The organism is Streptomyces sp. SID14515, assembly GCF_010548505.1.
Classification (GTDB): domain Bacteria; phylum Actinomycetota; class Actinomycetes; order Streptomycetales; family Streptomycetaceae; genus Streptomyces; species Streptomyces caviscabies.
Map to the genome: position 1 here is coordinate 152,857 of NZ_JAAGMH010000105.1, position 25,899 is coordinate 178,755.

A 25,899-nucleotide genomic window follows, 5' to 3' on the forward strand; every position below is an offset into this window, starting at 1 on the left:
CAGTCTTGCTCTCGTTGAAGCTCGAAGCAGCCAACGCCAGGGCAGCCCCGCATGGAAGGGGTTCACCGCTGTGCGATTCCGCCCTGCTGCGGAAATGGAGGACACTGCCGAGCAGCTCGCCGCCCAGCTGAACGGACCTGCGCCTGACCGTCCTGCCGTGCACGAAAGGTACGGACTCGCTGGATCCGATCCCGAGGGCTATGAAGCGGGCGAGCCACGCCTGGCTCATGGTCCTTTGCTGGAGCGCCTCGGACTCGAACGGCGGGCGTTCGAAATGAGCGAGTCGGACGCTCTGCCCTGGAGCGTGCATGGGGCCAGTGGGCATCGGGAGATGGGGGAGCACTGGGGGAGCTGTACGCCCCGGTGGGCCTAGACCGAGAGGGGAGCCCTTGCCCTTCTGTCGAGGCTTCTGGTGTTGCGGTCAGCCGCTCTGGGCTCGCCGCCCCAGAGCGTGCAACGATGCCCGTATGAACCGGCTGGCTGGCGTGACCTCGCCCTATCTGCTTCAGCACGCTGACAACCCCGTCGACTGGTGGCCCTGGTCGCCCGAGGCGTTCGAGGAGGCCAGGAAGCGGGATGTGCCCGTGCTGCTCAGCGTCGGGTACGCCAGCTGCCACTGGTGCCACGTCATGGCGCACGAGTCGTTCGAGGACGAGACCGTGGCCGCCTACCTCAACGCGCACTTCGTGCCGGTGAAGGTCGACCGGGAGGAGCGGCCCGACGTCGACGCCGTCTATATGGAGGCCGTGCAGGCGGCCACCGGGCACGGTGGGTGGCCGATGACCGTCTTCCTTACGCCGGATGCCGAACCCTTCTACTTCGGGACCTACTTCCCGCCCGAGGCCCGGCACGGCTCGCCCTCCTTTCAGCAGGTGCTGGAAGGGGTCACCGCCGCCTGGACCGACCGCAGGGACGAGGTCGCTGAGGTGGCGGGGCGCATTGTCGCCGATCTGGCCGGGCGTTCCCTGGTCCATGGTGGGGACGGGGTGCCGGGGGAGTCGGAGATCGCTCAGGCGTTGCTCGGGCTGACCCGGGAGTACGACGAGCAGCACGGCGGGTTCGGGGGTGCGCCCAAGTTCCCGCCGGCCATGGCGGTGGAGTTCCTGCTGCGGCATTACGCCCGTACGGGAGCGGAAGGCGCCCTTCAGATGGCCGCCGACACCTGCTCGGCGATGGCCCGGGGCGGGATCTACGACCAGCTCGGCGGGGGCTTCGCGCGGTACTCCGTGGACCGGGAGTGGATCGTGCCGCACTTCGAGAAGATGCTCTACGACAATGCGCTGCTGTGCCGTGTGTACGCCCATCTCTGGCGCACCACCGGATCGGACGAGGCCCGGCGGATCGCCCTGGAGACCGCCGACTTCATGGTGCGGGAGCTGCGGACGGCCGAGGGCGGGTTCGCCTCGGCGCTGGACGCGGACAGTGAGGACGCGGACGGCAGGCATGTCGAGGGGGCGTTCTATGTGTGGACGCCCGCGCAGCTGCGGGAGGTGCTGGGGGAGGACGATGCCGCCTTCGCCGCCGCCTGGTTCGGGGTGACCGAGGACGGGAACTTCGAGGAGGGGGCCTCCGTGCTCCGGCTGCCGGGGGACGCCGGGCCCGTGGACGCCGCGCGGGTCGCGGACGTACGGGCCAGGCTGCTGGCCGCCCGTGAGGAGCGGCCGCGCCCGGGGCGGGACGACAAAGTTGTTGCCGCCTGGAACGGGCTTGCTATTGCCGCCCTTGCCGAGACCGGGGCCTACTTCGACCGGCCCGATCTTGTGGAGCGGGCCACCGAGGCCGCTGACTTGCTCGTGCGGGTGCATCTGGGCGAGGTGGCCCGGCTGGCCCGTACCTCCAAGGACGGGCGGGCCGGAGACAACGCCGGGGTGCTGGAGGACTACGGAGACGTCGCCGAGGGCTTCCTCGCGCTGGCGGCGGTGACCGGGGAGGGCGCCTGGCTGGAGTTCGCCGGGTTCCTGCTGGACATCGTGCTGGAGCAGTTCACGGGGGAGGGCGGGCAGTTGTACGACACCGCCCACGATGCCGAGCAGCTCATTCGGCGGCCTCAGGATCCCACCGACAGCGCCACCCCGTCCGGGTGGACCGCCGCCGCCGGTGCGCTGCTCTCGTACGCCGCGTACACCGGGTCCGAGGCCCACCGCACCGCCGCCGAGGGCGCGCTCGGTGTGGTGAAGGCCCTGGGTCCGCGCGTTCCCCGGTTCGTCGGCTGGGGCCTCGCCGTGGCCGAGGCGCTGCTGGACGGACCCCGTGAGGTGGCCGTGGCCGGGCCGGTCGGCGGGGAGCTGCACCGTACGGCGTTGCTGGGGCGGGCTCCGGGCGCGGTGGTCGCGGCCGGGGAGGGGCCGGGTGCGGGGGCCGAGTTCCCGCTGCTGGTGGACCGGCCGCTGGTGGGCGGAGAGCCGACCGCGTACGTCTGCCGCCACTTCGTGTGCGACGCGCCGACGACGGATGCGGGGGAGCTGGCCGTGAAGCTGGGCGGCCGGTAGCCGTACGGAGAGAGCGGAGGGGCCGGTCGCTGCCGCGGCCGGCCCCTCGTCCGTACGTCCTGCGTGTGCCCTATCCGTGCTGGTACGCCACCAGCGAGATGCCCACGTAGTGCGCGATGAACGCCGCCAGCGTCAGCGAGTGGAACACCTCGTGGAAGCCGAACCAGCGCGGCGACGGGTTCGGCTTCTTGATGCCGTAGATCACGCCGCCCGCGCTGTAGAGCAGTCCGCCGACGACGACGAGGACCAGGACCGCGATACCGCCGGTCCGCATGAAGTCGGGCAGGAAGAAGACCGCCGCCCAGCCCATCGCGATGTAGCACGGGGTGTAGAGCCAGCGCGGCGCGCCGACCCAGAACACCCGGAAGGCGATGCCCGCCGCCGCGGCCGCCCAGACCGCCCACAGCAGCGGCCGGGCGGTGGACTCGGGGAGCAGGAGGAGCGTCAGCGGGGTGTAGGTGCCCGCGATGATCAGGAAGATGTTCGCGTGGTCCAGACGGCGCAGCACCGCCTCGCCGCGCGGCCCCCAGGTGCCGCGGTGGTAGACCGCGCTGACGCCGAACAGCAGACAGGCGCTGAGGATGTAGACCCCGCAGGCGATCCGGCCCGTCGTGCTGTCGGTCAGGGCGATCAGGGTGATCCCGGCGATCACCACCGCGGGGAACATCCCGGCGTGCAGCCAGCCGCGCATCCGCGGTTTGACGGGGACGGGGTCGAGTACGACGGGGCCCGGGGTCGCGGCGCTAGCGGCGGCGTCAGTCATATCCGCATGCTACCTACGCCACCGTAGGTAGCGGATATGGGGCGCAAATGAGTGGCGATGCTCACGTGTGAGGCCCCCTGGACATATGGGCGGATCGGTCGGATGATCAAATGAGTGCAGTCGGCACCGGATGAGCGCCAGGGGAATTCGAAGGGTACGAAGCATCCGGGTCGCAGCCCCCACGGGGCCTCAGACAACTGACACCCTCAACTAGGAGCGATCGTGGCGCGCGACATCGCGGCTCCCCTCACTGTCCCCACCCACCACCAGGAGCTGATCTCCTGGGTCGACGAGATCGCAGCGATCACCCAGCCGGACCGGGTGGTCTGGTGCGACGGTTCCGAGGCCGAGTACGAGCGCCTGTGCGGGGAGCTCGTCGCCAAGGGCACGTTCACCAAGCTGGACGAGATCAAGCGGCCGAACTCGTACTACGCCGCGTCCGACCCGAGCGATGTCGCCCGCGTCGAGGACCGTACGTTCATCTGCTCCAAGGAGGAGAAGGACGCGGGCCCCACGAACCACTGGAAGGACCCCGCCGAGATGCGGGAGATCTTCACGGGTGAGAACGGTGTGTTCCGCGGGTCCATGCGCGGGCGCACCATGTACGTCGTGCCCTTCTGCATGGGCCCCGTCGGCTCGCCGCTCTCCGCGATCGGCGTCGAGATCACCGACTCCGCGTACGTCGCCGTCTCCATGCGCACCATGACCCGCATGGGCCAGGCCGTCCTGGACGAGCTGGGTACCGACGGCTTCTTCGTGAAGGCCGTCCACACGCTGGGAGCGCCGCTGGCCGAAGGCCAGGAGGACGTTCCGTGGCCCTGCAACACCACCAAGTACATCTCGCACTTCCCCGAGGACCGCGAGATCTGGTCGTACGGCTCCGGTTACGGCGGCAACGCCCTGCTCGGCAAGAAGTGTTACGCGCTGCGCATCGCGTCCGTCATGGCCCGCGACGAGGGCTGGCTCGCCGAGCACATGCTCATCCTGAAGCTCACGCCGCCGCGCGGTGAGTCCAAGTACGTCGCGGCCGCGTTCCCCTCCGCCTGTGGCAAGACCAACCTCGCCATGCTGGAGCCCACGATCTCCGGCTGGACCGTGGAGACCATCGGCGACGACATCGCCTGGATGCGGTTCGGCGAGGACGGCCGGCTCTACGCGATCAACCCCGAGGCCGGCTTCTTCGGCGTCGCGCCCGGCACCGGCGAGCACACCAACGCCAACGCCATGAAGACCATGTGGGGCAACTCCGTCTTCACCAACGTCGCGCTCACCGACGACGGCGACGTGTGGTGGGAGGGCATGACCGAGGAGGCGCCCGCGCACCTCACCGACTGGAAGGGCAACGACTGGACCCCCGAGTCCGGCACGCCCGCCGCCCACCCCAACGCCCGCTTCACCGTCCCGGCCGGACAGTGCCCGATCATCGCGCCCGAGTGGGAGGACCCCAAGGGCGTGCCGATCTCGGCGATCCTCTTCGGCGGCCGCCGCGCCTCCGCCGTCCCGCTGGTCACCGAGTCCTTCGACTGGCAGCACGGCGTCTTCCTCGGAGCCAACGTCGCCTCCGAGAAGACCGCCGCCGCCGAGGGCAAGGTCGGCGAGCTGCGCCGCGACCCGTTCGCCATGCTGCCGTTCTGCGGCTACAACATGGGCGACTACATGAACCACTGGGTGAAGGTCGGCGCGGACAAGGCCGACCAGTCGAAGCTGCCCAAGATCTACTACGTGAACTGGTTCCGCAAGAACGACGCGGGCAAGTTCGTCTGGCCCGGCTTCGGCGAGAACAGCCGCGTCCTCAAGTGGATCGTGGAGCGTCTGGAGGGCAAGGCCGAGGGCGTCGAGTCCCCGATCGGCATCCTGCCGGCCAAGGGCGCGCTCGACACCGAGGGCCTGGACCTCTCCGAGGCCGACCTCGACTTCCTCCTCACCGTCGACAAGAAGGTCTGGCGCGAGGAGGCCGCCCTGGTCCCCGAGCACCTCAACACCTTCGGCGACCACACGCCCAAGGAGCTGTGGGACGAGTACCACGCGCTCGTCGAGCGCCTGGGCTGAGCCGCCGCTCCTCCTGAACCCCGCGGCCGGGTCCATCGGACATCCGCCCTGACCTGTGGGGCCGAACGACCCGCCGCGGTAAGGGGCCTGTCGTCGCTCGTGGCCCGCAGCTCGTTGCTCGCAGCTCGTGGTGCGCAGCCGACAGCCCCGGGGCCGTCCCCGACCACGGACAGCCCCTCCGGCCCCCGGAACCCCCTCACGGTTCCGGGGGCCGTCTTCCTTCCGCTTCCGCGTCTACACCGTGCCGCCCCGGTCCTCCAGATACTTCGTGTGCGACCGCTGGCGCAGCTCCTCCGCCTCGCGCAGCCCATCCACCAGCCGCTGCGCCTCCGCGTGCAGCAGCGACAACTGCCGCTCCAGCTCCTCCTCCGGAGCCCGCCCGCCCGGCGCGAGCCGTGTCCACCACCGGGTCCGCAGATAGGTGTCGACGGACTCCGGAACGTCCCGGCGCACCGCCCGCGCCACCACATGCACGCCCTCCGGGTCGTCCGCCAGCGCCTCGGAGACCCAGCCCGGGGCCAGCAGCCCGTCCAGCAGACCGGTCAGCGCGGCGAGCCGCTCCGTCCCGCCGGGCGGCAGGTCCACCCGGTCCAGGTACGCCCGCAGGGTCGCGAGGTCGGCCCGCAGTTCGTCCAGCCGGGAGGAGGGCTCCTCGAACGCCGGGGCGGGCGGGCGGCGCGGCGGGGCGATCAGGGCGCCCGCCCCGTACAGCCCGCCGACGACCACCGGCCAGTACGCGCCCGCGAACCCGGCGAAGGTGAGGGCGAGCCCGCCGAGGGCCGCGGCGCTGCCGGTCAGATTCCGGGCCGACTCCAGATAGCCGGTCACCCGGGCCGCCACCACCGCCGTACCTGAGGCCAGGGACCTCTTCCCCGCCGGATCCCCGCCGGCAGCCGGCGACGGCCTGTTCCCCGCCCGGTGCCTACTGGTAGCCACGGATCTCCTCGAACGCCCCGTCCAGCGAGCCCGGGCCCTCCTTCTTCGTCCCGTCGAAGAGCCGGCCGCCGGTCAGTTCGGCGATCGCGTCCAGCTCCGAGCGGTCGGAGTCGCCGAACACGATCGGGAACACCGGGGTGACCTGCCGGGCGGCGGGCAGCGCCCGGTAGAACGACGTGAACTCCGCCGCCGACCGGCCCGCCGTGTTCTCGCCGTCCGTCATCAGCACGATGGAGGTGAACGCGGACTCGGTGTCCGGGCCCAGGTGGTCGTAGGCCGCGGCGAGCGAGGAGTAGATCGCCGTGTCCCCCTCGGCCGTCAGCGCCGCCGCGTCCGTCCGGATCGCCGCCGGGCCCGCCTTCGGGTCCGCCGGGTCGACGGTGTGCGTGCGGACCTGTTTGACGGTGGACCCGAACGGCAGCAGCGTGACCTGCTCGCGCTCGCGGAAGTCGCCGGTCAGCCCGTCCAGCGCGGACTTCAGCTGCGCCAGCCGCTCGCCCTTCATCGACCCGGAGGTGTCCAGCACGTACACGGTCCGTGAGGGCCGCCGCAGCCGGTGCTCGTACGAGGACAGCAGCCCGTCCGCGACCGACCGCGTACCGGGGAAGGGCAGTTCGCGGCGCTGCTCGGGCGAGAGCGGATCGGCGGGGCGCGCGGCGGCGACGACCGGGCGGCGCAGCGTCCGCGCGGTGATCTCCCGCTGCACCTCGGTGGACCGGAAGTGCTCGGTCAGCGTCCGCACGGCGTCGCGGGCCTCCGGCGTGGCCCCGCTCAGCGCGCTCAGCGGGTAGTCGGCGGTGACCACCCCGTCGCGCGGGCGGATCACGGTCAGCCCGGCGCCGCTGTCCCGGTTCAGCGACAGCAGCACCGACTCGTAGTTGATCAGCGCGTCCACGGTGGAGCGCCGGGCGTACGCGGAGGCCAGCCAGCCCGAGGAACCGGAGGTCAGCCGCTGCCCCGCGAAGAACTCCTTCAGCTTCGGCCCGGCCTTGCGGACATCGGCGTCGGTGAGCGCCGCCTGGGCGCCGGAGAGACCCGAGGCGATCGAGATCAGGGCGGAGAAACCTGAGTTGGAGCGGTTCGGGTCGGTCATCCCGTACGTCAGGTCACCGGCCGCGACCGCCTGGTGGACCTGCGCCCAGCTGACCGCATCGGCGTCCCAGCCGAGCCGCCGCACCGTCGCGGGCCGCACGCCGAGAGCGACGGGCGAGGCCATCAGCGGGGTCTCGGAGGCGATCCTGCGGGCGGCCTCCGGATCGAGCCGCAGATAGTCGTTGGACGACAGCCACACCGCGTCGAACGCGCCGTCCGCCTTCCCCGACGCCAGGCGCTCCACCGCGTCCAGCGTGCCCGCCCAGGTGGGCCGCACGGTGATCCCGGTCGCCTCGCGGGCCTTCTCCAACAGGGGTTCCATGTCGCTGAGTTCACTGGAGGCCAGGACCCGCACCGTGCCCGTGCGCGCCCGCCCGTCGTCGCCGCCCCGGCCGCTGTCCCGCCCGGCGTCCTTGTCCGTCGTACAGGCGGCGAGCGGGACGAGCAGGACCGCGGCCAGCAGGGGGAGCAGGGTGCGCCGGGCCGCCTGCGCGCGCCGGGCGGGAAGAGCCCTTCTCGGGCGTCGGTCGCTCATGACCGGCCCCCCTCCAGTGCCGAATCCGAGGTGCGGCTGCGGTCCAACCGGGCCCCGGCCTCCTGGAGTTCGGCGGTCAGCGACTGCACGGTGGCCGCCATGGTCTCGGTCGCCCGCGCCTTGTACGTGTCGATGGCGTCGAGCGTCGCGTAGATCTGCCCGAACGCCGTGCGCAGGGTCTCGACGCCGACCGCCGGTTCGGCCGCCAGGCGCTGGATCTCCCCGCTCTGCGTGGCGAGCATCTCCGCGTTCCCCCGGATCAGGTCCTCGGTGGTGGAGCGCAGCACCCGCACCTGCTCGGTCACCCTGCGCTGGTTCTCCAGCGCCGAGGACAGCATCACCGCGATCCGCAGCGCGGACACGGTGGTGGTGGCCGCCCGGTCGACGCCCTTGATCAGCTCCTCGTTGTTGCGCCGCACGACGTCCATCGCCAGATACCCCTGGGCGCAGACCGCGATCTGGGTCAGCAGGTCCTGGTGCTTCTGCCGTACGGGGAAGAGGACGTCGGCGCGCAGCGCGTCCGCCCGCGCCGGATCGCCCGCCGCCTCGGCCTCCGCGACGCGCCGCTCCACGACGCCGTCGAGGGCCTCGGTGAGGACCGCGTATTCCTGGAGTTTGCCCATGGAGCCCCAGAGATGGGTGCGCTCGGTGTGCAACGCGGCGTTGTCGCGCCGCAGTTCGTCCTGGCCGCTGCGGAGCGAGCGCACGATCCGGTCGAGGGTGCCCTTGGCGGAGGCGTACTTCGCGACGTGGTCGCGCAGCCCCCGCCCGCCCGGCAGCCGGGACAGCAGCCGGCGGGCCCCGCGCCTCGGGGCGTCGCGCGGATCGAGGTCCTCCACCGTGCGGCGCAGCTCGACCAGCGAGGCCCCCACACGGGCTGGGGCGTCGCCCTCGCCGGAGGCGAGCGAGCGGACGGTGCGGTCCAGCATCCGGTTGGACTGCTGGGCGGCGCTGCGGATGTCGCTCTGCCCGAGGGCGGTGATCTCACCGACCCGGGCGCCGAACTCCGGGGAGCGGGCGTCGAGTTCGGCGAGGCCGTCGACGTACTCCTCGGCGCGCCGGACCATGTCGGCCCGCACGGCCTCCTCGACCGGGACGAGCCCGGCGGCCTGCTCGGTGCGGATGGGGGCGACGGGTGCGGGCGGGGTGAGGACGAGAGGGGTGGTCGGCGGGTCGTAGGGCCTTCGGGGGTCCTGGGGGCCGGGGTTCTCGGGCCCTGCGTTCCGGGGCCCGGCGTTCTGGGGCATGGTGGAGGTCTCCTGACTGCGGGGAGCTGGGCCGGTTGCGGGCCGGGCGTCGTCAGCCGCGGGCCCGCCGTGCCATCGAGCGCAGCACCTCCGCGGTGGGCACGGGCGCCTGGCGTACGCCGGTCAGCCGCTGGTCGATGTAGGCGGTGTGATCCGCGGTCGCGGCGCCGAACTCGGCCGCCGCGCCCTGCGGCCGGAAGCCGTGCCGTACGGCCAGCTTCCGCAGCCCGGGGTCGGTGGACAGCAGCTCGCCGAGCTCGCGGCCGTGCGCGGTCAGCGGTACGAGGGTGTGGTCGCTGGAGACCGTGGTGTCCGGGTAGAGGACGACGAGGTCGCCGATCTCCTGCCGCTGACTGCTCATCAGGAGGGAGGCCACCTGCGACTCGTAGACCAGCACGAGCGGATTGCCGACCCCGCTGATGAAGTCCCGGAACGGCGCGTCGCTGCTGGTCTGTTGTGCGCCCTGCACCTGGACGAGCTTGCGCAGCAGCGGCGCCGTGCGCTCCACGGCCTTCGCATCCGCGGCGACCCGGCCGCCGTCGGCGACGTACGAGGCGGCGGCGAGGTAGAGGGCGCCGGAGTTGGAGGCGACGGGGTCGGTGCTGGTGATGAACACCGTGCCGCTCAACTCGGCATGCCCGGAAGCCCCCTTGAGCTGCTGCCAGGTCCGGTCGTCCTGCGCCGCCGCCAGGTAGGGGCCCATGAGCAGCGTGCCCTGCGTGGTGAACTTCGATCCGCCCTCGGACCGCAGCCGGGCGAGCCCGTTGTCGGCGAGGACCTCGGCCGCGTTGCGGTGGGCCACCACGACGAGCGGTGAGTAGAACGGCCGCAGCGGGCCGCCCAGGGCCTCGGCTCCCCGGCGCAGCTCGTCGGCCGGGGCCTTGGAGCCGGGGAAGGCGAAGTCGTGGCCCTTCAGGGGGAGTCGGTCCATGGCCCAGGACCCGGAGGTCTCCGTTTGGACGGTGAACCCCTTGGCGGCGAGGGCCTTCACGGTGTCGGGGTCGGCGAAGAACTCGGCCTTCTCCGACCCGATCACCCCGCGCACGGTCTTCGCGGCCGTGCCGCGGTCCCCGCTGTCACGGCCCAGGGCGACGGCGGCCGCCACACCGGCGATCAGCACGACCGCCAGGACGATTCCCACGATGCGTCTCACCCGCGCAGCGTGCTCGCGGAAACCCACATTCCGGGCCGAGTTGGGTGGACGGCAGATGAAGGGGCCATCCCAGAACGCAACGGCCGGTGTCCCGGAGGCCGTGGGCGGGCCGGACCCGGCGTCCGGTGCCGCTCGGGCCGTGGGCGGGTCGTGGCACCCGGTCCGCACGCCTGCGCGGCATGCGGACCGGGGCCGTCAGTGGGCGCCGACCAGCTGCCCGGAGGGGGCGGCGTCGGCGAGCGCGGCCAGGGCCGCGGTGTGGGCGTCCATCCGCTCGGCGGAGAGGATGGCGGCGGTCGTGTCGGCGCGGGACGCGGCCACCAGCAGGGCACGGCCCGCCAGCGCGTGGGCGCGCCGGTGGAGGTCCGCGGGGGCGGCGTCGGTCAGGCCCGCGTGCCGGGCGGGCGGGGCGCCGCGCAGCCGGGCCACCTGCTCGGCGATGCGGTCGCCCGCCGTGCCGAGGCCCAGTTCGTCGGTGACCGCGAGGAGGGCGGCCAGATGCCCGGCGAGCTGGATGTCCAGCTCTTCCTCGCGACTGCGGTGCGGAAAGTCCGCGTCGTCGGCCGGGGTGTGGACCGAGGGGCTGCGGATCGGCTCGTACATGGATGGCCTCCCGATGGTGCGTGGAACCATCCTACATTGGAATGAGTCTAAAGTTGTGCACGATCCGGAACTGTGGTCGCGCTACGGCTGTCCGTAACCGCCGGAAGCCGCCCAGGCGCGCTACGGCTGTCCGTAACCGTCGAGGAACGTGCCGATCCGGGTCACCGCGTCGGTCAGGTCCTCCACCGTCGGCAGCGTGACGATTCGGAAGTGATCGGGCTCGGGCCAGTTGAAGCCGGTGCCCTGCACGACCATGATCTTCTCGGCCCGCAGCAGGTCGAGCACCATCTGCCGGTCGTCCTTGATCTTGTAGACCTTGGGGTCGAGCCGGGGGAAGAGATACAGCGCCCCCTTCGGCTTCACGCAGGTCACCCCGGGGATTGAGGTCAGCAGGTCGTACGCCACATCCCGCTGCTCCAGGATCCGGCCGCCCGGCAGCACCAGGTCCTCGATCGACTGCCGGCCGCCGAGCGCGCTGGCCACCGCGTGCTGCGAGGGCATGTTGGCGCAGAGCCGCATGTTGGCGAGGATCGTCAGCCCCTCGATGTACGAGGTGGCGTGCGCCTTCGGGCCGCAGACGGCCATCCAGCCGGAGCGGTAGCCGGCCACCCGGTAGTTCTTGGAGAGCCCGTTGAAGGTCAGCACCATCAGATCCGGGGCCAGCGAGGCCGTCGGGGTGTGGGTCGCGCCGTCGTACAGGATGCGGTCGTAGATCTCGTCGGAGCAGACGATCAGATTGTGCCGCCGGGCGATCTCGGTGAGACCGCGCAGCATCTCGTCGTCGTACACCGCACCGGTCGGGTTGTTCGGGTTGATGATCACCAGGGCCTTGGTCCGGTCGGTGATCTTCCGCTCGATGTCCGCGAGGTCCGGCATCCAGTCGGCCTGCTCGTCGCACCGGTAGTGCACGGCCGTCCCGCCCGCCAGCGAGACCGAGGCGGTCCACAGCGGATAGTCGGGGGCCGGTACGAGCACCTCGTCGCCGTCGTCCAGCAGCGCCTGCATCGACATCTGGATCAGCTCGGAGACGCCGTTGCCCAGGTAGATGTCCTCGACGTCGAGGTCGATCCCCTTGGTCTGGTAGTGCTGCATCACCGCACGGCGCGCCGACAGCAGGCCCTTCGCGTCGCCGTAGCCGTGCGCGCCCGCGAGGTTGCGCAGGATGTCTTCCAGGATCTCCGGCGGGCACTCGAACCCGAACGCGGCGGGGTTGCCCGTGTTCAGCTTGAGGATGCGCTGACCGGCCGCTTCCAGCCGCATCGCCTCCTCCAGCACGGGGCCCCGGATCTCGTAGCAGACGTTGGAGAGCTTCGTGGACTGGATGACCTGCATGTCCGCGAGCTTACGGCCGCGTTTCGCGGGGTGCGCGGGGATCGCTCCCGCCGTACGCCCTCCGGGGCACGCTCCGGCCCCGGCCCGTCTTCCATCGCCATGCCCGCCACCGCCCCGGACCGTGGGATCGCCCGGTCGGGGCGGCGTCGCGGCTTGGAAAGGAGGTGTGGGCCGCCGGAACGGGTGAGATGCGCCACGCGGGCCACTCCGGCGGCACGGCATACGGCGGGCCTGCGGCGAGACCCGCGGCGGAAGGGTTCACTCCGGCAGCCGTCCGCCGGGGCGGTTACTCCGGCAGGCGGGTGTCCTCCGGGAGCCGGATGTCGAAATCGTCCGCCAGGACCCGCAGCGCCTCGTCGCCGTCCTTCAGCTGCCGCTCCCGGACCGTGCCGTCGTCGGCCGTCTCCACCAGGTCGAGCCCGGACAGCGCGAGGTGCGAGCCGATCCGGGTGCGCTGCGCGTACACCGCCTGCCGGAACGGCGAGCGCGGGTGCGTGGCGATGAACCAGTTGATCACCTCGTAGTCCGGCTTCTCGTACGGATCCAGGGTGAAGGTGTACTGCGGCTCCCACGACCCGCCCTGGTCGGTCTGGAGCTCCCACAGCGGCAGCGGACCGTGGTGCGGCGCGTGGACCAGGCGGTGGCGGCGCGGCGCGTCGAACAGCTCGGCGCCCTCCACCAGCTCGATCGGCTCCAGCAGCGCCCCGACCGTCCCGAATCCGACGTCCGCCAGATACGGGTGCGGCTCGCCCGCCACGTCCACCCGCATCAGCATGTGCGTACGGGGCCGGATGTCGCCCGGCGCCGCGCCCAGCACCACCCGGGCCGTCAGCGGTGTCACGGCGAAGCCGATCTGCCGGAGCGCGGTGGAGAAGAGGGTGTTCTGCTCGTAGCAGTACCCGCCGCGCCCGCCGCGTACGAGTTTCGCCTCCAGGTCGTCGAGCGCCAGCGACGGCGCGGAGCCGAGGACGGCCTCCAGGTTCTCGAACGGGATGCCGAGCAGGTGCGCGCGGTGCAGGGACCGCAGCACCTCCAGCGTGGGGCGGGGCTCCCCGGTCCAGCCGATGCGGGCGAAGTACGCGTCGAGGTCGAGTGTCATACGCCGACCGTACGCAGCCGGGGCTCGGGTGCGCCTCCGGCTGCGGACCGACATGTGCGGCCGGAGGGCCTCGGTCCCGGGACCGAGACCCTCCGGCCGGGCTCCGGGCCGGAGGCACCGGGCGGGGGATGCGGCGCGGCATACGGCAGGGCAGGCGGCTCAGATCTTGCTCAACTCCGGTGAGAGCCGGGCAGGCCGGGGAAGGGTGGGCCCATGAGCCTGTTCCGGAAGCCCCAGCCCCTCGCCGTACTCGTCCTCCACGACGCACCCGAAGTCGTCGCCGGGATCCGGCATGCGCTGGAGACCGCCACGGACGCCGAGCGCCCCGGCCTGGAGCGCGCCCTCGCCCTGGCCGAGGAATCCGCCGGGCGCCCGGACGCGGAGCTGCGCGGCCGGTGGGTGCGGCAGCACCTCGACGCCGCCGGGCACGAGGGCCCGGCGGACTCCGTGGCGGCCATCAAGATCCTGCGCGAGGCCGAACCCGGTCTGACGCTGCTCCAGGCGGTGACGTACGCGAAGGAGGCCGCGGCGGCGGACGCCTGACGCAGGGTGTATGACGCCTGACGCACGTCCGGGTGTCAGATCCCGTTCATCGAGCCCGCCGACGCGATCAGCAGAGCCGTGTCGACGCCCTGCTCCTGGGCGGTACGGAGCAGCGCCGCGTCCCCCGCCTCCGCCACGGCCGCGCTGGTGGGGTCGTCGGGCAGCGGGCCGCCCGCGTACGCCGCCGTTGAGGGGGCCATCGCCGCGAGCCAGCCGGCCACCAGCGCGCCGAACTCCTTCTCGTCGACCCCCGAGTCCGCGACCAGAGCGGCCGCGTGCCGGGCCCCGGCGAACATGGCGTTCATCGCGCTGAGCAGCGCCACGTCGTGGAGTGCGGCGAATCCGGGGTCGGCGCCCACGTACCGGGTGGCGACGGGAACGGACAGCACCTCCTGGTGGGCGTCGAAGACCTCGCGCGTACCGCTGTAGAAGACATAGCCGCCGGCCTCCGGCACGCCGATCATCGGCGGAACGGCCATGATTCCGCCGTCCAGGAAGCGGGCGCCGCGTCCGTTCGCCCAGACCGCGCGGGTGCGCGACTCGGCGGGGGTGGAGGTGGTGAGGTCGACCAGGTCCTTGCCGGTGAGGTCGGCGTCGGCCAGCGCCTCGCGGACCGAGGCGTCGTCCAGGAGGCAGGTGACGACGAGCGGGCTCGCGGCCACCGCCTCGGCCGCCGTGGCGGCCACCCGCGCTCCGGCGGCGGCGAGTTCGGCGCTCCGGCCGGGGCTGCGGTTCCAGACGGTCAGCGGGTGCCCGGCGGCGAGCCAGGTACGGGCGAGCGCGGCGCCCATCGCGCCGAGGCCGAGCAGGGTGAGAGGGGTGGGCGGTGCGGAAGCAGAGGTGTTGTCGGACATGCCGATTAGGCTGGTCGACGGCGCCGGAGGCGACAAGTACGCACTATGGAGTGGGTGGTTACCTCGTGGTCAGTGACCAGGTGGGGGAGGGGCGGGCGATGACACGGATCGTGCGGAGGCCGGGGGCCTTCGTCTGCGGGATCGACGCGGCGATGGACGTGATCGGCGGCAAGTGGAAGGTGCTCATCCTGTGGGCGCTGAACGAGCGGACCTGCCGCTTCGGCGAGCTGCGCCGGGCCGTGCCCGGGGTGACCGAGAAGGTCCTCAGTTCCCACCTCAGGGAGCTGGAGGACGACGGCATCGTGCACCGCGAGGTGTATGCCGAGGTGCCGCCGCGCGTGGAGTATTCGCTCACCCCGCTCGGCCTCTCGCTGAACGCGGCGCTGGAGCCGCTGGGGCAGTGGGGGCGCGATCACATCTGTCGCGGTGTGGACGAGGTCGGCGCCGTGGCCGGAATCGACCCCTTGTGATGGCCTGACATCTGCGCCAACATGCGCATGTCAAAAGCCGGAAGATCTCCGGCCCTTGGCATCACTGGAGGTACCCCCCACATGAACAAGCCTCTCGTCGGTGCGTTTCTTGCTGCCCTGCTTCTGGGAGCGGGTGCCGCGCCTGTCGTCGCGGCCGAACCCGCCGGGAACGCGAGCGAGGTTTCGGCCGAAGCCGCACCGCAGGCAAGCGAAGCCACCCCCGCGGCGAAGGCCGTGACCTTCGCCGGGACCGTCGCACTCAGCAACTGTTCGGGCTCCGTCGTCCGTTCACCCGACGCCGAGCCCAACGACCCCGCCCTCGTGCTCTCCAACGGGCACTGCCTGGAGTCCGGCTTCCCGGGCCCCGGCGAGGTCGTCGTCGACCAGCCGTCCTCGCGGACGTTCACCCTGCTCAACGCCTCGGGCGGCGGTGTCGGCACCCTGAAGGCGAGCAAGATCGCGTACGGCACGATGACCGACACCGATCTCTCGCTCTACGAACTCACCAGCACCTACCAGCAGATCGAGGACAGCCACGGCATCCAGGCGCTGGAGCTGGAGACCGCCCACCCGACGGCGGGCACCGCCATCACGGTCGCCTCCGGCTACTGGAAGCGCACCTACAGCTGCGACATCGACGGCTTCGTCCACCAGCTCAAGGAGGGCCGGTGGACCTGGAAGGACTCGGTCCGCTACACCCCGGAGTGCCAGACCATCGGCGGTACGTCCGGCTCGCCGGTGATCGACGACGCCACCGGCAAGGTGGTCGCCGTCAACAACACCGGTAACGAGAGCGGCCAGGAGTGCACGGACAACAACCCGTGCGAGGTCGACGAGAACGGCGAGGTGACCGTCCGAGAGGGCATCAACTACGCCCAGCAGACCTACAACATGGTTCCGTGCATCGGGGTCGGCAGCAAGATCGACCTGGACGCCGAGGGCTGCGCGCTGCCCAAGCCGTAGCGATCGTCGTACGTGATCCCGGGCGCGCGCCGGGCGGTCCTGACCTTCCTCAGGGCCGCCGGGCGCGCGCCGCCTCGATTCCGTCCAGCAGCACCCCGAGCCCCACCCGGAACGTCTCCCGCGCCTCCCGTTCCGGATACGGCGACGTGTCGTGCCCGCCGCCTTCAGGGTGCGGCTCCGGCGTCCCGTCCCGCTCCAGCCCGATCACCGCGGGAAAGCGTTCCGCGAAGTCCGGGACCAGCTCCGTCAGGGCCGCCGAGCGCGCCGCCCACCACTCCTCGTCGGAGCTCCCGGTCGCCGCCGCGGCCCGTCGGGCGTCCGCCACCGTCCGTGCCGAGCCCCGCACCAGCGGGAACAGCGTCCCCACCAGCCGCCGCACCGTCCGCGCCTCCAGCCCGGTCGCCCCGAGCAGCCGGACGAGCGTGTCCAGGTTCGCGTACTCGTGCGGCCCCAGCACCGGCCGGGCCTGCGAGACCTGGAGCACCCAGGGGTGGCGCACGTAGAACTCCAGCACCTCCCCGGCCCACGCGGTGAGCGGTGCCCGCCAGTCGTCCGACTCCGGGTAGGCGGAGGGGAGTTCGGCGTGGACCGCGTCGTACATCAGGTCCAGCAGCTCGCTCTTGCCCGGGACGTGGGTGTACAGCGCCATCGCGGTCCGGCCCAGCCGGTCGCCGACCGCCCGCATCGACAGGGCCTCCATGCCCTCCTCGTCCGCGACCGCGACGGCCGCCGCCACGATGGCGTCCACGCTCAGCCGGGGCTTGGGCCCGGGGCCGCCGCGCGGCGGGGCGGCGACCTCCGCGCGCCAGAGCAGGGAGAGGGAGCGGCGGGCATCGCCCTGCCCGGCAAAGACCACCACTTGCGACTCCTTACGCCATAAAGTAACTTCGGCCGGGTAATTCTTTACGACGTAAAGGTATCAGGAGAGGGGCGTCGGACCATGGGCCAGGCCATGCCGGTCAGCTATGTGCGGGTCACCGGAGTCGAGCGGATCACCCCGCGCACCGCCAGGGTCGCCTTCACCGGGGACGCGCTGCCCCGCCTGCTGGAGGACCGCCCCGACCAGCAGATGAAGCTGTGCCTGCCGCGCGAGGGGCGGAGCGTGCGGGAGGGGCTGCTGCCGGAGCGGGACGCCGACGACCCGTACGGCATGCGCTGGTACGAGGCGTTCCTCGCGATCCCGGAGGCGCAGCGGCCCTGGATGCGCGGCTTCACCGTCCGCTCCTACGACCGCGAACGCAACGTGATGGCCGTCGACTTCGTGCTGCACGGCGACGGCGGCCCCGCCTCCCGCTGGGGTGCGGCGGCCCGGGTCGGCGACGTCCTCGGCATGGTCGGCCCGTCCTCGCTCTACGCCCGCCCGCTGCCCGCCGCCCGGCGGATGCTGCTCGCCGGGGACGAATCCGCGCTCCCGGCCATCGCCACCGTGCTGGCGGCGCTGCCGGCCGGGACCAGGGCTGTCGTGTACGCCGAGGTCGCGGACGCGGCGGAGGAGCGGGAGCTGCCGTCCGCCGCCGGAGGGGCCGAGATCCGCTGGGTGCACCGGGACCGGGGCGGCTCGCTGGTGGAAGCCGTACGGGAGGCCGGAGCGGACCTCCGCGGAGTGGACGCGGCCTGGGTGGCGGGCGAGGCCTCCGCCGTCCGGGCGCTCCGCCGCCACCTGGTCGAGGACCGTCGACTTCCCAAGGCGGTCGTCGAGTTCAGCGGCTACTGGCGGCGCGCGCTCACCCAGGACGACGCCCCCACCAAGGAGGACCTCGCCTGGGCGGCCGAGCGCGCGGCCGACGCTTCGTAGGGAACCCGGGGCGGCGGACGCTTCCCCGTGCGTCCTCAGGCGGCCCCGGCTCCCCTGACCGCCCTGCCCGCCAGCACCGAGGTCCGCCTGCCGTCCTCGATGACGAACCGGCCGTCGATCAGCACATGCGGGATGCCGACCGGGAGCGCACGCGGCTCCTCGAACGTGGAGCCCGCCGCCACCGCCTCCGGGTCGAACAGCACCAGATCCGCGCGGTACCCCTCGCGCACCAGGCCCCGGTCCGCGAGCCGCAGCCGGGCGGCCGGGCGCGAGGTCAGATGGGCGACGCACTCCTCCAGCGAGAGGATGCCCAACTCTCGTGCGTACCGGCCCAGATACTGCGGGAACGTGCCGTACGCCCTCGGGTGCGGCTTGTCGCCCTGGAGGATGCCGTCGCTGCCGCCGGTGTGCACCGGGTGGCGCATGATCTGCTGAACGTTCTCCTCGTGGCCCACATGCTGGAGGATCGTCGTCCCGAGCCGGTCCTCGGCGAGCAGCCGCCGTGCGGTCACCCAGGGCTCCTCGCCCCGCGCCGCCGCCGACTCCGCCACCGTACGGCCCACGTACTCCGCCAGATGCGGCGCGCTCACGCCGCTGATCTCGATGGTGTCCCACTCGATCGGCACCCCGTGGCAGCCGTCCGAGCCCAGCACCTCCAGGTGGTGCCGGATCTTCTCCGCGCTCGAAGGGTCCGCGAGCCGGGTGAGGATCGACTCCGGTCCGCCCTCGCTCGCCCAACTCGGCAGCATCGCCACCAGTGTTGTGCAGCCGGGGGTGTACGGGTAGGTGTCGAGCGAGATGTCGGCCCCGGCGGCGAGCGCTCCGTCGAGCAGGGCCAGCAGATCGGGCGCCTTGCCCTTGTTCACGCCGAAGTTCATGGTGGCGTGGGCGAGATGGAGGGCGCAGCCGGCGTTCCGGGTGAGCCGCACCATCTCCTCGTACGCGGCCAGCGCGCCGGCTCCGTAACTGCGGTGGTGCGGGCAGTAGTAGCCGCCGTGGCGGGCCACCACCCTGCACAGCTCGGTGAGTTCGGAGTCGTCCGCGTACATCCCGGGGGTGTAGGTCAGCCCGGACGACATGCCGACCGCGCCCTCCCGCATGCCCTGGTCCACCAGCTCCTTCATCCGGGCCAGTTCGGCGTCGGTGGCGGGCCGGTCGTCCCAGCCCACCGCGTACATCCGGACCGTGCCCTGCGGGATGAGATAGGCGGCGTTGACGGCGATGCCCTGACCGCCGAAGTTGCGGTCGAGGCGGTCCAGATAGCCGCCGACCGTGCGCCAGTCGAAGTCGATGTCGGAGCCGTCGCCGTTCCAGCCGGTGATGGAACGGCGGACCTCGGCGAGCGTCCGGTCGTCGGCCGGGGCGTACGACAGGCCGTCCTGGCCCAGGACTTCGAGGGTGACGCCCTGCGCCGCCTTCGCGCTGTGGTCCGGGTCGCGCAGCAGCGCCAGATCGCTGTGGGCGTGCATGTCGATGAAGCCGGGGGCGAGCGCGAGGCCGTCCGCGTCCACGGTGCGGGTGGCGGTGGGGCGGGGGCCGGGGGAGCCCTCGGGGTGGATCTCGGCTATGCGGCCGCCGTCGAGGGCCACGTCGGCGCGGTAGGCGGGCTCGCCGGTGCCGTCGACGACGAGCGCGTCACGCAGGACCAGGTCCATGGTCACCTTTCCGATCGGGAGGGGCGGGGCGGGCGGGGTCCGGGCCTCTGGAAGGTCCGGGCCTCTAGAAGAACGTGCGGATGTAGTCGGTGACCGTGCCGTCCGCCGTGACCAGCGGGATCAGCTGCCACTTGTCGAAGCTGGTGCAGGGGTGCGAGAGGCCCATGCCGACCCAGTCGCCCACCTCCAGCTCCGCGCCCGCCTCCGTGCGCACCCAGGTGTGCTGGTCGGAGAGACCGGTGACCGTGACCCCGGTGGCGGGCCGGACCGAGCCGTCCCGGCCGGAGCGGACCACCTGGGCCTCGGGCAGATCGAGGTCGTACGCCGCGTCCCGCTTGCCCGCGTTCAGGAACGCCTGCTCGCCGGAGGGGCGGGAGACGACCTGCGCCCAGAGCCGGAAGGCGGGCTCCAGCGCGCCTTCCTCGGGGACGCGGTTGAACGGGGTGAGGTGCTTGTAGTGCCCGTCGTCGTGCGAGACGTACGCGCCGGAGCGCAGCAACTTCACCACGGGCAGGCTCAGTTCGGGGATCTCGGCGAAGGCGTCCGCGACCGCGTCGAACCAGGCGCTGCCGCCCGCGCTGATCACGATCTCCTCGGCGCCCGCGAACCTCTTCCCGCCGTCGAAGGAGGCCGCGAGCCCGACGAGCCGCCGCAGCCACGCCCGTACCCGCTCCGGGTCGGCGTCCGGCACCTCGCCCTCGTACCCGGCGACGCCCACCAGGCGCAGCGACCCGGCCGCCGCCACCGCGTCGGCCACCGCGACGCAGTCGGCCTCCGTGCGGGCACCGGTGCGCGCGCCCTCGCCCGCGCCCAGCTCCACGACCACGTCGACCGGGCGGGTGGCGCCCGCCGAGCTCAGGGCCGCCTCCATCAGCTCGACGCCGCGCACGGAGTCGACGTAACAGACGAAGCGGAACTCCGGGTCGGCCGTCATCTCGCCGGCCAGCCAGCGCAGAGCGACCGCGTCGACCAGCTCGTTGGCGAGGAAGATCCGCCCGATCCCGTACGCCCGGTAGACCCGCGCCTGGTGCGGCACGGCGGCCGTGATGCCCCACGCGCCGCGCTTCAGCTGGTCGACGAAGAGCTGCGGCGACATGGACGTCTTGCCGTGCGGGGCGAACGCGAGGCCGTGGCGTTCGGCGTACGTCTCCAGGAGGTCGAGGTTGTGCGCGACCGACTCGGCGGAGAGGGCGAGGACGGGGGTGGTGAACCCGCCGGTGAAGAGGTCGCGCCGCTCGGCGGCCAGGGCTCCGACGGTCAGGCCCGCCGCGTCCGGCGGCAGGGCCTTGAAGCGGTGGTCGACGCGTTCGTCGGCGAGGCCGGACGCCAGGGACGCGGGGGAGACGCCGGGGGCGGAAGGCGCGGGGGCGGGCGTGTGGCCGGTGGGGCGTTCGGCTGCCAAGGGGAGCTCCTCGAGGTTCGTTGCAACATATGCAACACCCATTGCGTATATCGCTCAACGCTGTCTAACATCCGAGCCGATGCCCGGTCAATGGTGACCACCGGCCCGCACGCCGATCAGCGAGGAGCCCTCCGTGTCCGGACCCGCAGCAGGGACGGCCAGCGCCGCCACGACCACCGATGTCGTCTGTCTCGGTGAGTCCATGGTGACGTTCCTGCCCTCGCAGCCCGGCCGCCTCGCCGACGTGCCCTCGTTCGGGCGCGGGATCGGCGGAGCCGAGTCCAACGTGGCCTGCGCGCTCGCCGCCGCCGGGCACCGGGCGGCCTGGGTCGGCCGGGTCGGCGCGGACGGCTTCGGCGAGCACCTGGTCGAGACGATCGCGGGGTACGGGGTCGACACCTCGGCGGTCCGCCGGGATCCGGTCCGGCCCACCGGCATCTACTTCCGTACGGCCACGGACCGGGGCACCGACACGCACGAGGTCGCGTACTACCGGGCCGGGTCGGCCGCCTCCGCGATGTCGCCCGCGAACGTGCCGTACGAGGATCTGCTCGCCGGCCGGATCCTGCATCTGTCCGGGATCACGGCGGCGCTGTCCGGCGACTGCCTGGCTCTGCTGCGGGAGCTGACGGCTCCGCGTCCCGGGCGGCCGCTGGTGTCCTTCGACGTGAACCACCGGCCGCATCTGTGGCGGGGCGGCGACGCGGACGCGTCCGTGCTGCTGGAGCTGGCCCGCCGCTCCGACCTGGTGTTCGTCGGCGAGGACGAGGCGGAGGAGGCGTGGGGGATCGTGGGTGCGGAGGCGATCCGGGCCGCGGTTCCGGAGCCTTCCGTGCTGGTGGTGAAGCGGGGGAGCGCGGGTGCGACGGTGTTCGCCTCGGGGCTCCGCCCCGGACCCCGCTCCTCAAACGCCGGAGGGGCTGAAAATGCCCCGGACGCACGCTCGGCGGAGGGCGGAGGGGCTGAAAATGCCGCTGGACCCCGCTCCTCGAACGCCGGAGGGGCTGATTTTGCCGATACCGTCACCCATGTCCCCGCCCTCCGTGTCGACGTCGTCGCCGCCGTCGGAGCGGGCGACGCCTTCGCCGCCGGGTTCCTCTCCGCGACCCTGCGCGGGCTGCCCGTCCGCGACCGCGCCCGGCACGGGCATCTCATGGCCGCCGCCGTCCTCACCGTCCCCGGCGACCTCACCGACCCGCCCGCCCGCGACCACGCCGACCGCCTCGCCGCCCTCGACGACGACGCCTGGGGGAGACTTCGTCTCGGCCCCGGCTGGACCGCAGCCGACCGGGCCCCCGAGGAGGTACGCACGCCATGAGTCAGACCGTCGACCGGGCACTGAGCATCCTGCCGCTGCTCGCCCAGGGACCCGCCGACCTCGGCCAGGTCGCCGAGCGGCTCGGCGTCCACAAGTCCACGGCGCTGCGCCTGCTGCGTACGCTCCACGAGCACGGCCTCGTCTACCGCCAGGAGGACCAGCGCTACCGCCTCGGCGCCCGGCTCTTCGCGCTGGCGCAGGAGGCCGTCGAGAACCTCGACGTACGCGAGATCGCCCACTCCCACCTGGTCGCGCTCAACGACCGGTGCGGGCACACCGTGCACCTCGCCGTGTACGAGGAGCAGGAAGTGCTCTACATCGACAAGGTCGAGAGCCGCTACCCGGTCCGGATGTACTCCCGGATCGGCAAGCCCGTCGCGATCACCGTCGCGGCCGTGGCCAAGCTGCTGCTGGCCGACCTCACCGAGCCCGAGCGGCGCGTCATCGCCGAGAAGCTCGACTACCCCATGTACACGTCCCGTTCGACGCCCAACGCGGCAGCCTTCCTCAAGGAGCTCGCCGTCGTCCGCGAACAGGGCTGGGCCACCGACCTCGGTGGCCACGAGGAGTCCATCAACTGCGTCGGCGCCCCCATCCGCGGCGCGGACGGGCGGGTCGTCGCGGCCATGTCGGTGTCCGCACCCAATGTGGTCGTCACGGCCGAGGAACTCCTCACCCTGCTCCCGCTGGTCCGGCGCACCGCCGAGACCATCAGCCGGGAGTACTCCGGCACCACCCAACCCAAGAAAGTCTGATCAGCCATGACCGAGAAGACCGCCCTCACCCCCTCCACCCACACCACGCCGCCCGCGAAGTTCTCGCACGGCGTGAAGAAGGGGAACATCCTCCAGGTCGCCGGCCAGGTCGGCTTCCTCCCCGCCGTCGAGGGCCAGGCGCCCACCCCGGCCGGCCCCACCCTGCGCGAGCAGACCCTCCAGACCTTCGCCAACGTCAAGGCGATCCTGGAGGAGGGCGGCGCGAGCTGGGACGACGTGATGATGATGCGCGTCTACCTCACGGACGTGGACCACTTCGCGGAGATGAACGAGATCTACAACACCTACTTCGCCGAGCAGAACCTCAAGGAGGCCCCCTCGGCCCGCACGACGGTCTACGTCGGCCTGCCCAAGGGCCTGCTCATCGAGATCGACGCCCTCGCGGTGCTGAGCTGACGGTCCCCGCACCGCATCGGACCGTCCGGCCCTCTCCCCTCTGAATTCTTTGCTCCGCACGCAGAACCACTCCCGCAGTACGCCGTACGGCGCGGCGCCCCGATCCCCGGGGGCGCCGTGCCGCGCTCCCCCCTGCCCTCCAGCACCACCGGAGTCCCCATGCTGCTCGCCGCCACCCCCTCGCCGGCCGAGACACCACCGCACACCGGTGGTCTGCTCCTCCTGATCGACGGCACCGCCGGTCTGCTGACCGTCGCCGCCCTCGGCATCGCCCTCCTCCTCTTCCTGATCATCAAGGTCAGGCTCCAGCCGTTCGTCGCCCTGCTCGCGGTCTCCATAGCCGTCGGCCTCGGCGCCGGGCTCTCGGTCACCGAACTCTTCGGCACCGTGCAGAAATCCGCCGCCGTATCGGTCATCGAGTCCGGCATGGGCGGCATCCTCGGCCATGTCGCGATCATCATCGGGCTCGGCACCATGCTCGGCGCGATCCTCGAAGTGTCGGGCGGGGCCGAGGTGTTGAGCGCCCGGCTGCTGAACGCCTTCGGTGAGAAGCGGGCCCCGCTCGCCATGGGTATGACGGGCCTCGTCTTCGGTATCCCGGTCTTCTTCGACGTCGGCATCTTCGTCCTCGCGCCGATCGTGTACGCCGCCGCCAAGCGCTCCGGTAAATCGATCCTGCTCTACGCGATGCCGCTGCTGGCGGGCCTGTCGATGACGCACGCGTTCCTGCCGCCGCACCCGGGACCGGTGGCCGCCGCCGGACTCTTCAACGTCTCGCTCGGCTGGGTCATCCTGATGGGCGTCGTCGTCGGCATCCCGTCCGTCATCGCCGCCTGGGTGTACGCCGCCTGGATCGGCAAGCGGATCTTCGTCGACGTACCGCAGGACATGGTGGAGGCCGCCGAGGAGGCCAAGGCCGCCGTCGCCGCCGAACAGCGGGCCGCCGGGGTCACCCCGCACGAGAAGCCGGTCCCGCTCGCCACGGTCCTCGCGATCATCGGCACCCCGCTGATCCTGATCCTCGCCGCGACGTTCTCCTCCATCGCCCTGGACCCGTCCACGCTGCGCTCGGTCATCGAGTTCTTCGGCAACCCGTTCGTCGCCCTGACGATCGCCCTGTTCCTCGCGTACTACCTGCTGGGCATCCGGCGCGGCTGGTCCCGCAAGTCCCTGGAGTCCGTCTCCACGTCCTCGCTCAAGCCGGTCGGCAACATCCTGCTGGTGGTCGGCGCGGGCGGCATCTTCGGCGCGGTCCTCAAGGGCAGCGGCATCGCGGACGCGCTGGCCGACACCTTCAACGACGTCGGCCTGCCGGTCATCCTGCTCGCCTGGCTGATCTCGGTCGTCCTGCGCGTCGCCCAGGGCTCCGCCACCGTCGCGATCGTGACCACGGCCGGGATCGTGGTCCCGCTGGTCGAGGGCCAGGACCTCTCCCAGGCCCACCTCGCGCTGATCATCATGGCCATCTCGGCGGGCTCGATCTTCGCCTCGCACGTCAACGACGGCGGCTTCTGGATGGTGTCGAAGTACTTCGGCATCAGCGAGCGCGACACCCTGAAGTCCTGGACGGTCCTGGAGACGGTCCTGTCGGTCGCGGGCTTCGTCGTCGCGGCGCTGCTCAGCCTGGTGATCTAGCGGTACGAGGGCGGCACCCGGCCGTTCATGCGGCTCAGACTGCCATGACCGCGACGTCGTACTGCGGGATCCACTTGTCCCGGGTGATGATGGTCATCCCCTCGATCTGAGCCTGGGCGACCAGTATCCGGTCGAAGGGATCACGGTGCAGAGGAGGCAGCCTGCCTGCCCGTACCCCATGCCCCGCGGTGATCGGCAGCGTCGTGAACTGGCTGTCGCGCACGCGCTCCGCCAGGTCGTCCGGGCCGTCCAGCTTCCCCAGGGACTGCTTGATGGCGATCTCCCACGCGGAGACCGCGCTGAGGTGTACCGACGGCTCTGTGTCCAGGAGCTCTTTGGCCTGGTCGGAGAGTTCGTCGGAGTCGGCGAGCCACCAGAGGATCACATGGGTGTCGAGCAGGAGGCGCATCAGCGCATCCCGAAGGCGTCGGCGATGTCGTCGGGCAGGTCGTCGAAGTCGTCCGCGATGTGGATGCGGCCCGCCAGCGACCCCCGCCCGGTCCTCCGTACCTTCGGGTGCAGGGGCACCACCTTAGCGACGGGCTCGCCGGCCTTGCTGATGACGATCTCCTCGCCGGTGGCGACCTGCTCCAGGATCCGGGAGAAATGCGTCTTGGCCTCGTGCACGTTGTACTGCCGGGCTGCTTCCATGGCTGCCTCACCAGAGCGCGGAGGGGTGGACTAGGTGCTGGACTAAGGCTACCTCAGGCTACCTAAGGCCACCTTGTGGCGTGCCCCGGCCCGCCCGATCCCCGCACACCCCCTTGTGCCGCCAGGCCGATTGCGCTTCCTTG

At 72.0% G+C, this 25,899-nt stretch carries 24 protein-coding genes; 10 read left to right on the forward strand and 14 right to left on the reverse strand.

The window, feature by feature from the left end:
* Window positions 1–467: 467 nt before the first annotated feature.
* Window positions 468–2,489, forward strand: a complete 2,022-nt coding sequence (locus G3I54_RS23925) for a thioredoxin domain-containing protein (RefSeq protein ID WP_164616917.1) — start codon at window positions 468–470, stop codon at window positions 2,487–2,489.
* A 70-nt stretch (window positions 2,490–2,559) separates the two neighbouring features.
* Here G3I54_RS23925 and G3I54_RS23930 read toward each other — a convergent pair whose 3' ends face one another.
* Complete coding sequence (locus tag G3I54_RS23930) at window positions 2,560–3,252, reverse strand: hemolysin III family protein (RefSeq protein WP_164616918.1); 693 nt, start codon at window positions 3,250–3,252, stop codon at window positions 2,560–2,562.
* A 222-nt stretch (window positions 3,253–3,474) separates the two neighbouring features.
* On the opposite strand from G3I54_RS23930, the gene G3I54_RS23935 reads away from it, so the two are divergent.
* A complete protein-coding gene (locus G3I54_RS23935) occupies window positions 3,475–5,301 on the forward strand; it encodes a phosphoenolpyruvate carboxykinase (GTP) (RefSeq protein WP_164616919.1) in 1,827 nt (608 codons plus the stop codon).
* 234 nt (window positions 5,302–5,535) lie between these two features.
* Here G3I54_RS23935 and G3I54_RS23940 read toward each other — a convergent pair whose 3' ends face one another.
* The 7 genes from G3I54_RS23940 to G3I54_RS23970 all read right to left on the reverse strand — a co-directional run bounded on the left by G3I54_RS23940 (window position 5,536) and on the right by G3I54_RS23970 (window position 13,298).
* The gene (locus G3I54_RS23940; protein WP_164616920.1) at window positions 5,536–6,141 is read right to left on the reverse strand and encodes a hypothetical protein; all 606 of its coding nucleotides are present in this window, start codon (window positions 6,139–6,141) and stop codon (window positions 5,536–5,538) included.
* Window positions 6,142–6,223: 82 nt separating this feature from the next.
* Window positions 6,224–7,864 (reverse strand): substrate-binding domain-containing protein, encoded by a 1,641-nt coding sequence (locus G3I54_RS23945; protein WP_164616921.1) that lies wholly within the window; start codon window positions 7,862–7,864, stop codon window positions 6,224–6,226.
* Complete coding sequence (locus tag G3I54_RS23950) at window positions 7,861–9,111, reverse strand: toxic anion resistance protein (protein ID WP_164616922.1); 1,251 nt, start codon at window positions 9,109–9,111, stop codon at window positions 7,861–7,863. The genes G3I54_RS23945 and G3I54_RS23950 overlap by 4 nt, the downstream gene beginning before the upstream one ends.
* 52 nt (window positions 9,112–9,163) lie before the next feature.
* Window positions 9,164–10,291, reverse strand: coding sequence for a hypothetical protein (locus tag G3I54_RS23955; protein WP_343240404.1), 1,128 nt, complete (start codon window positions 10,289–10,291; stop codon window positions 9,164–9,166).
* Window positions 10,292–10,459: 168 nt separating this feature from the next.
* A complete protein-coding gene (locus G3I54_RS23960; RefSeq protein ID WP_164616923.1) occupies window positions 10,460–10,867 on the reverse strand; it encodes a hypothetical protein in 408 nt (135 codons plus the stop codon).
* Window positions 10,868–10,987: 120 nt separating this feature from the next.
* Complete coding sequence (locus tag G3I54_RS23965; protein ID WP_030086931.1) at window positions 10,988–12,199, reverse strand: pyridoxal phosphate-dependent aminotransferase; 1,212 nt, start codon at window positions 12,197–12,199, stop codon at window positions 10,988–10,990.
* Window positions 12,200–12,485: 286 nt separating this feature from the next.
* Window positions 12,486–13,298, reverse strand: coding sequence for an arylamine N-acetyltransferase (locus G3I54_RS23970; RefSeq protein WP_164616924.1), 813 nt, complete (start codon window positions 13,296–13,298; stop codon window positions 12,486–12,488).
* Window positions 13,299–13,511: 213 nt separating this feature from the next.
* Between G3I54_RS23970 and G3I54_RS23975 the strand changes: the two genes are divergently transcribed.
* The gene (locus G3I54_RS23975; RefSeq protein WP_164616925.1) at window positions 13,512–13,841 is read left to right on the forward strand and encodes a hypothetical protein; all 330 of its coding nucleotides are present in this window, start codon (window positions 13,512–13,514) and stop codon (window positions 13,839–13,841) included.
* Between the two features lie 35 nt (window positions 13,842–13,876).
* Here the strand turns inward: G3I54_RS23975 and G3I54_RS23980 are convergent, their stop codons facing one another.
* On the reverse strand, window positions 13,877–14,695 hold the full coding sequence (locus G3I54_RS23980; protein ID WP_164616926.1) for an NAD(P)-binding domain-containing protein: 819 nt from the start codon (window positions 14,693–14,695) through the stop codon (window positions 13,877–13,879).
* Between the two features lie 98 nt (window positions 14,696–14,793).
* Between G3I54_RS23980 and G3I54_RS23985 the strand changes: the two genes are divergently transcribed.
* Both G3I54_RS23985 and G3I54_RS23990 read left to right on the forward strand, forming a co-directional pair.
* Window positions 14,794–15,165, forward strand: coding sequence for a helix-turn-helix domain-containing protein (locus G3I54_RS23985; RefSeq protein ID WP_164616927.1), 372 nt, complete (start codon window positions 14,794–14,796; stop codon window positions 15,163–15,165).
* Window positions 15,166–15,246: 81 nt separating this feature from the next.
* Complete coding sequence (locus G3I54_RS23990; RefSeq protein WP_164616928.1) at window positions 15,247–16,128, forward strand: serine protease; 882 nt, start codon at window positions 15,247–15,249, stop codon at window positions 16,126–16,128.
* 49 nt (window positions 16,129–16,177) lie between these two features.
* Here the strand turns inward: G3I54_RS23990 and G3I54_RS23995 are convergent, their stop codons facing one another.
* Entirely contained in the window at window positions 16,178–16,987 is an 810-nt protein-coding gene (locus tag G3I54_RS23995; RefSeq protein ID WP_164616929.1) for a TetR/AcrR family transcriptional regulator C-terminal domain-containing protein, read from the reverse strand.
* A gap of 81 nt (window positions 16,988–17,068) precedes the next feature.
* Here G3I54_RS23995 and G3I54_RS24000 point away from each other — a divergent pair, with 81 nt between their 5' ends.
* Window positions 17,069–17,923, forward strand: coding sequence for a siderophore-interacting protein (locus G3I54_RS24000; RefSeq protein ID WP_164616930.1), 855 nt, complete (start codon window positions 17,069–17,071; stop codon window positions 17,921–17,923).
* Between the two features lie 35 nt (window positions 17,924–17,958).
* Here G3I54_RS24000 and G3I54_RS24005 read toward each other — a convergent pair whose 3' ends face one another.
* Window positions 17,959–19,578: a D-aminoacylase gene (locus G3I54_RS24005; protein ID WP_164616964.1), complete on the reverse strand. Its 1,620-nt coding sequence runs from the start codon at window positions 19,576–19,578 to the stop codon at window positions 17,959–17,961.
* 64 nt (window positions 19,579–19,642) lie between these two features.
* Window positions 19,643–20,980, reverse strand: coding sequence for an alanine racemase (locus G3I54_RS24010; RefSeq protein WP_164616931.1), 1,338 nt, complete (start codon window positions 20,978–20,980; stop codon window positions 19,643–19,645).
* 133 nt (window positions 20,981–21,113) lie between these two features.
* Here G3I54_RS24010 and G3I54_RS24015 point away from each other — a divergent pair, with 133 nt between their 5' ends.
* The 4 genes from G3I54_RS24015 (at window position 21,114) to G3I54_RS24030 (ending at window position 25,105) form a co-directional block, all read left to right on the forward strand.
* A complete protein-coding gene (locus tag G3I54_RS24015; RefSeq protein ID WP_164616932.1) occupies window positions 21,114–22,298 on the forward strand; it encodes a sugar kinase in 1,185 nt (394 codons plus the stop codon).
* Window positions 22,295–23,053, forward strand: coding sequence for an IclR family transcriptional regulator (locus G3I54_RS24020; protein WP_164616933.1), 759 nt, complete (start codon window positions 22,295–22,297; stop codon window positions 23,051–23,053). The genes G3I54_RS24015 and G3I54_RS24020 overlap by 4 nt, the downstream gene beginning before the upstream one ends.
* Window positions 23,054–23,059: 6 nt before the next feature.
* Window positions 23,060–23,470, forward strand: a complete 411-nt coding sequence (locus tag G3I54_RS24025) for a RidA family protein (protein ID WP_103509953.1) — start codon at window positions 23,060–23,062, stop codon at window positions 23,468–23,470.
* Window positions 23,471–23,629: 159 nt separating this feature from the next.
* A complete protein-coding gene (locus G3I54_RS24030) occupies window positions 23,630–25,105 on the forward strand; it encodes a gluconate:H+ symporter (RefSeq protein WP_164616966.1) in 1,476 nt (491 codons plus the stop codon).
* A 34-nt stretch (window positions 25,106–25,139) separates the two neighbouring features.
* Here G3I54_RS24030 and G3I54_RS24035 read toward each other — a convergent pair whose 3' ends face one another.
* Both G3I54_RS24035 and G3I54_RS24040 read right to left on the reverse strand, forming a co-directional pair.
* Entirely contained in the window at window positions 25,140–25,514 is a 375-nt protein-coding gene (locus G3I54_RS24035; RefSeq protein ID WP_164616934.1) for a type II toxin-antitoxin system VapC family toxin, read from the reverse strand.
* A complete protein-coding gene (locus G3I54_RS24040) occupies window positions 25,514–25,756 on the reverse strand; it encodes a type II toxin-antitoxin system prevent-host-death family antitoxin (RefSeq protein ID WP_164616935.1) in 243 nt (80 codons plus the stop codon). The genes G3I54_RS24035 and G3I54_RS24040 overlap by 1 nt, the downstream gene beginning before the upstream one ends.
* Window positions 25,757–25,899: the final 143 nt, after the last annotated feature.

Coding starts and splice junctions, on each gene's coding strand:
- G3I54_RS23925 (WP_164616917.1), top strand. CDS start 468: ATGAACCGGCTGGCTGGCGTGACCTCGCCCTATCTGCTTCAGCACGCT.
- G3I54_RS23930 (WP_164616918.1), bottom strand. CDS start 3,252: ATGACTGACGCCGCCGCTAGCGCCGCGACCCCGGGCCCCGTCGTACTC.
- G3I54_RS23945 (WP_164616921.1), bottom strand. CDS start 7,864: ATGAGCGACCGACGCCCGAGAAGGGCTCTTCCCGCCCGGCGCGCGCAG.
- G3I54_RS23950 (WP_164616922.1), bottom strand. CDS start 9,111: ATGCCCCAGAACGCCGGGCCCCGGAACGCAGGGCCCGAGAACCCCGGC.
- G3I54_RS23960 (WP_164616923.1), bottom strand. CDS start 10,867: ATGTACGAGCCGATCCGCAGCCCCTCGGTCCACACCCCGGCCGACGAC.
- G3I54_RS23965 (WP_030086931.1), bottom strand. CDS start 12,199: ATGCAGGTCATCCAGTCCACGAAGCTCTCCAACGTCTGCTACGAGATC.
- G3I54_RS23970 (WP_164616924.1), bottom strand. CDS start 13,298: ATGACACTCGACCTCGACGCGTACTTCGCCCGCATCGGCTGGACCGGG.
- G3I54_RS23975 (WP_164616925.1), top strand. CDS start 13,512: ATGAGCCTGTTCCGGAAGCCCCAGCCCCTCGCCGTACTCGTCCTCCAC.
- G3I54_RS23980 (WP_164616926.1), bottom strand. CDS start 14,695: ATGTCCGACAACACCTCTGCTTCCGCACCGCCCACCCCTCTCACCCTG.
- G3I54_RS23985 (WP_164616927.1), top strand. CDS start 14,794: ATGACACGGATCGTGCGGAGGCCGGGGGCCTTCGTCTGCGGGATCGAC.
- G3I54_RS23990 (WP_164616928.1), top strand. CDS start 15,247: ATGAACAAGCCTCTCGTCGGTGCGTTTCTTGCTGCCCTGCTTCTGGGA.
- G3I54_RS24000 (WP_164616930.1), top strand. CDS start 17,069: ATGGGCCAGGCCATGCCGGTCAGCTATGTGCGGGTCACCGGAGTCGAG.
- G3I54_RS24005 (WP_164616964.1), bottom strand. CDS start 19,578: ATGGACCTGGTCCTGCGTGACGCGCTCGTCGTCGACGGCACCGGCGAG.
- G3I54_RS24020 (WP_164616933.1), top strand. CDS start 22,295: ATGAGTCAGACCGTCGACCGGGCACTGAGCATCCTGCCGCTGCTCGCC.
- G3I54_RS24025 (WP_103509953.1), top strand. CDS start 23,060: ATGACCGAGAAGACCGCCCTCACCCCCTCCACCCACACCACGCCGCCC.
- G3I54_RS24030 (WP_164616966.1), top strand. CDS start 23,630: ATGCTGCTCGCCGCCACCCCCTCGCCGGCCGAGACACCACCGCACACC.
- G3I54_RS24035 (WP_164616934.1), bottom strand. CDS start 25,514: ATGCGCCTCCTGCTCGACACCCATGTGATCCTCTGGTGGCTCGCCGAC.
- G3I54_RS24040 (WP_164616935.1), bottom strand. CDS start 25,756: ATGGAAGCAGCCCGGCAGTACAACGTGCACGAGGCCAAGACGCATTTC.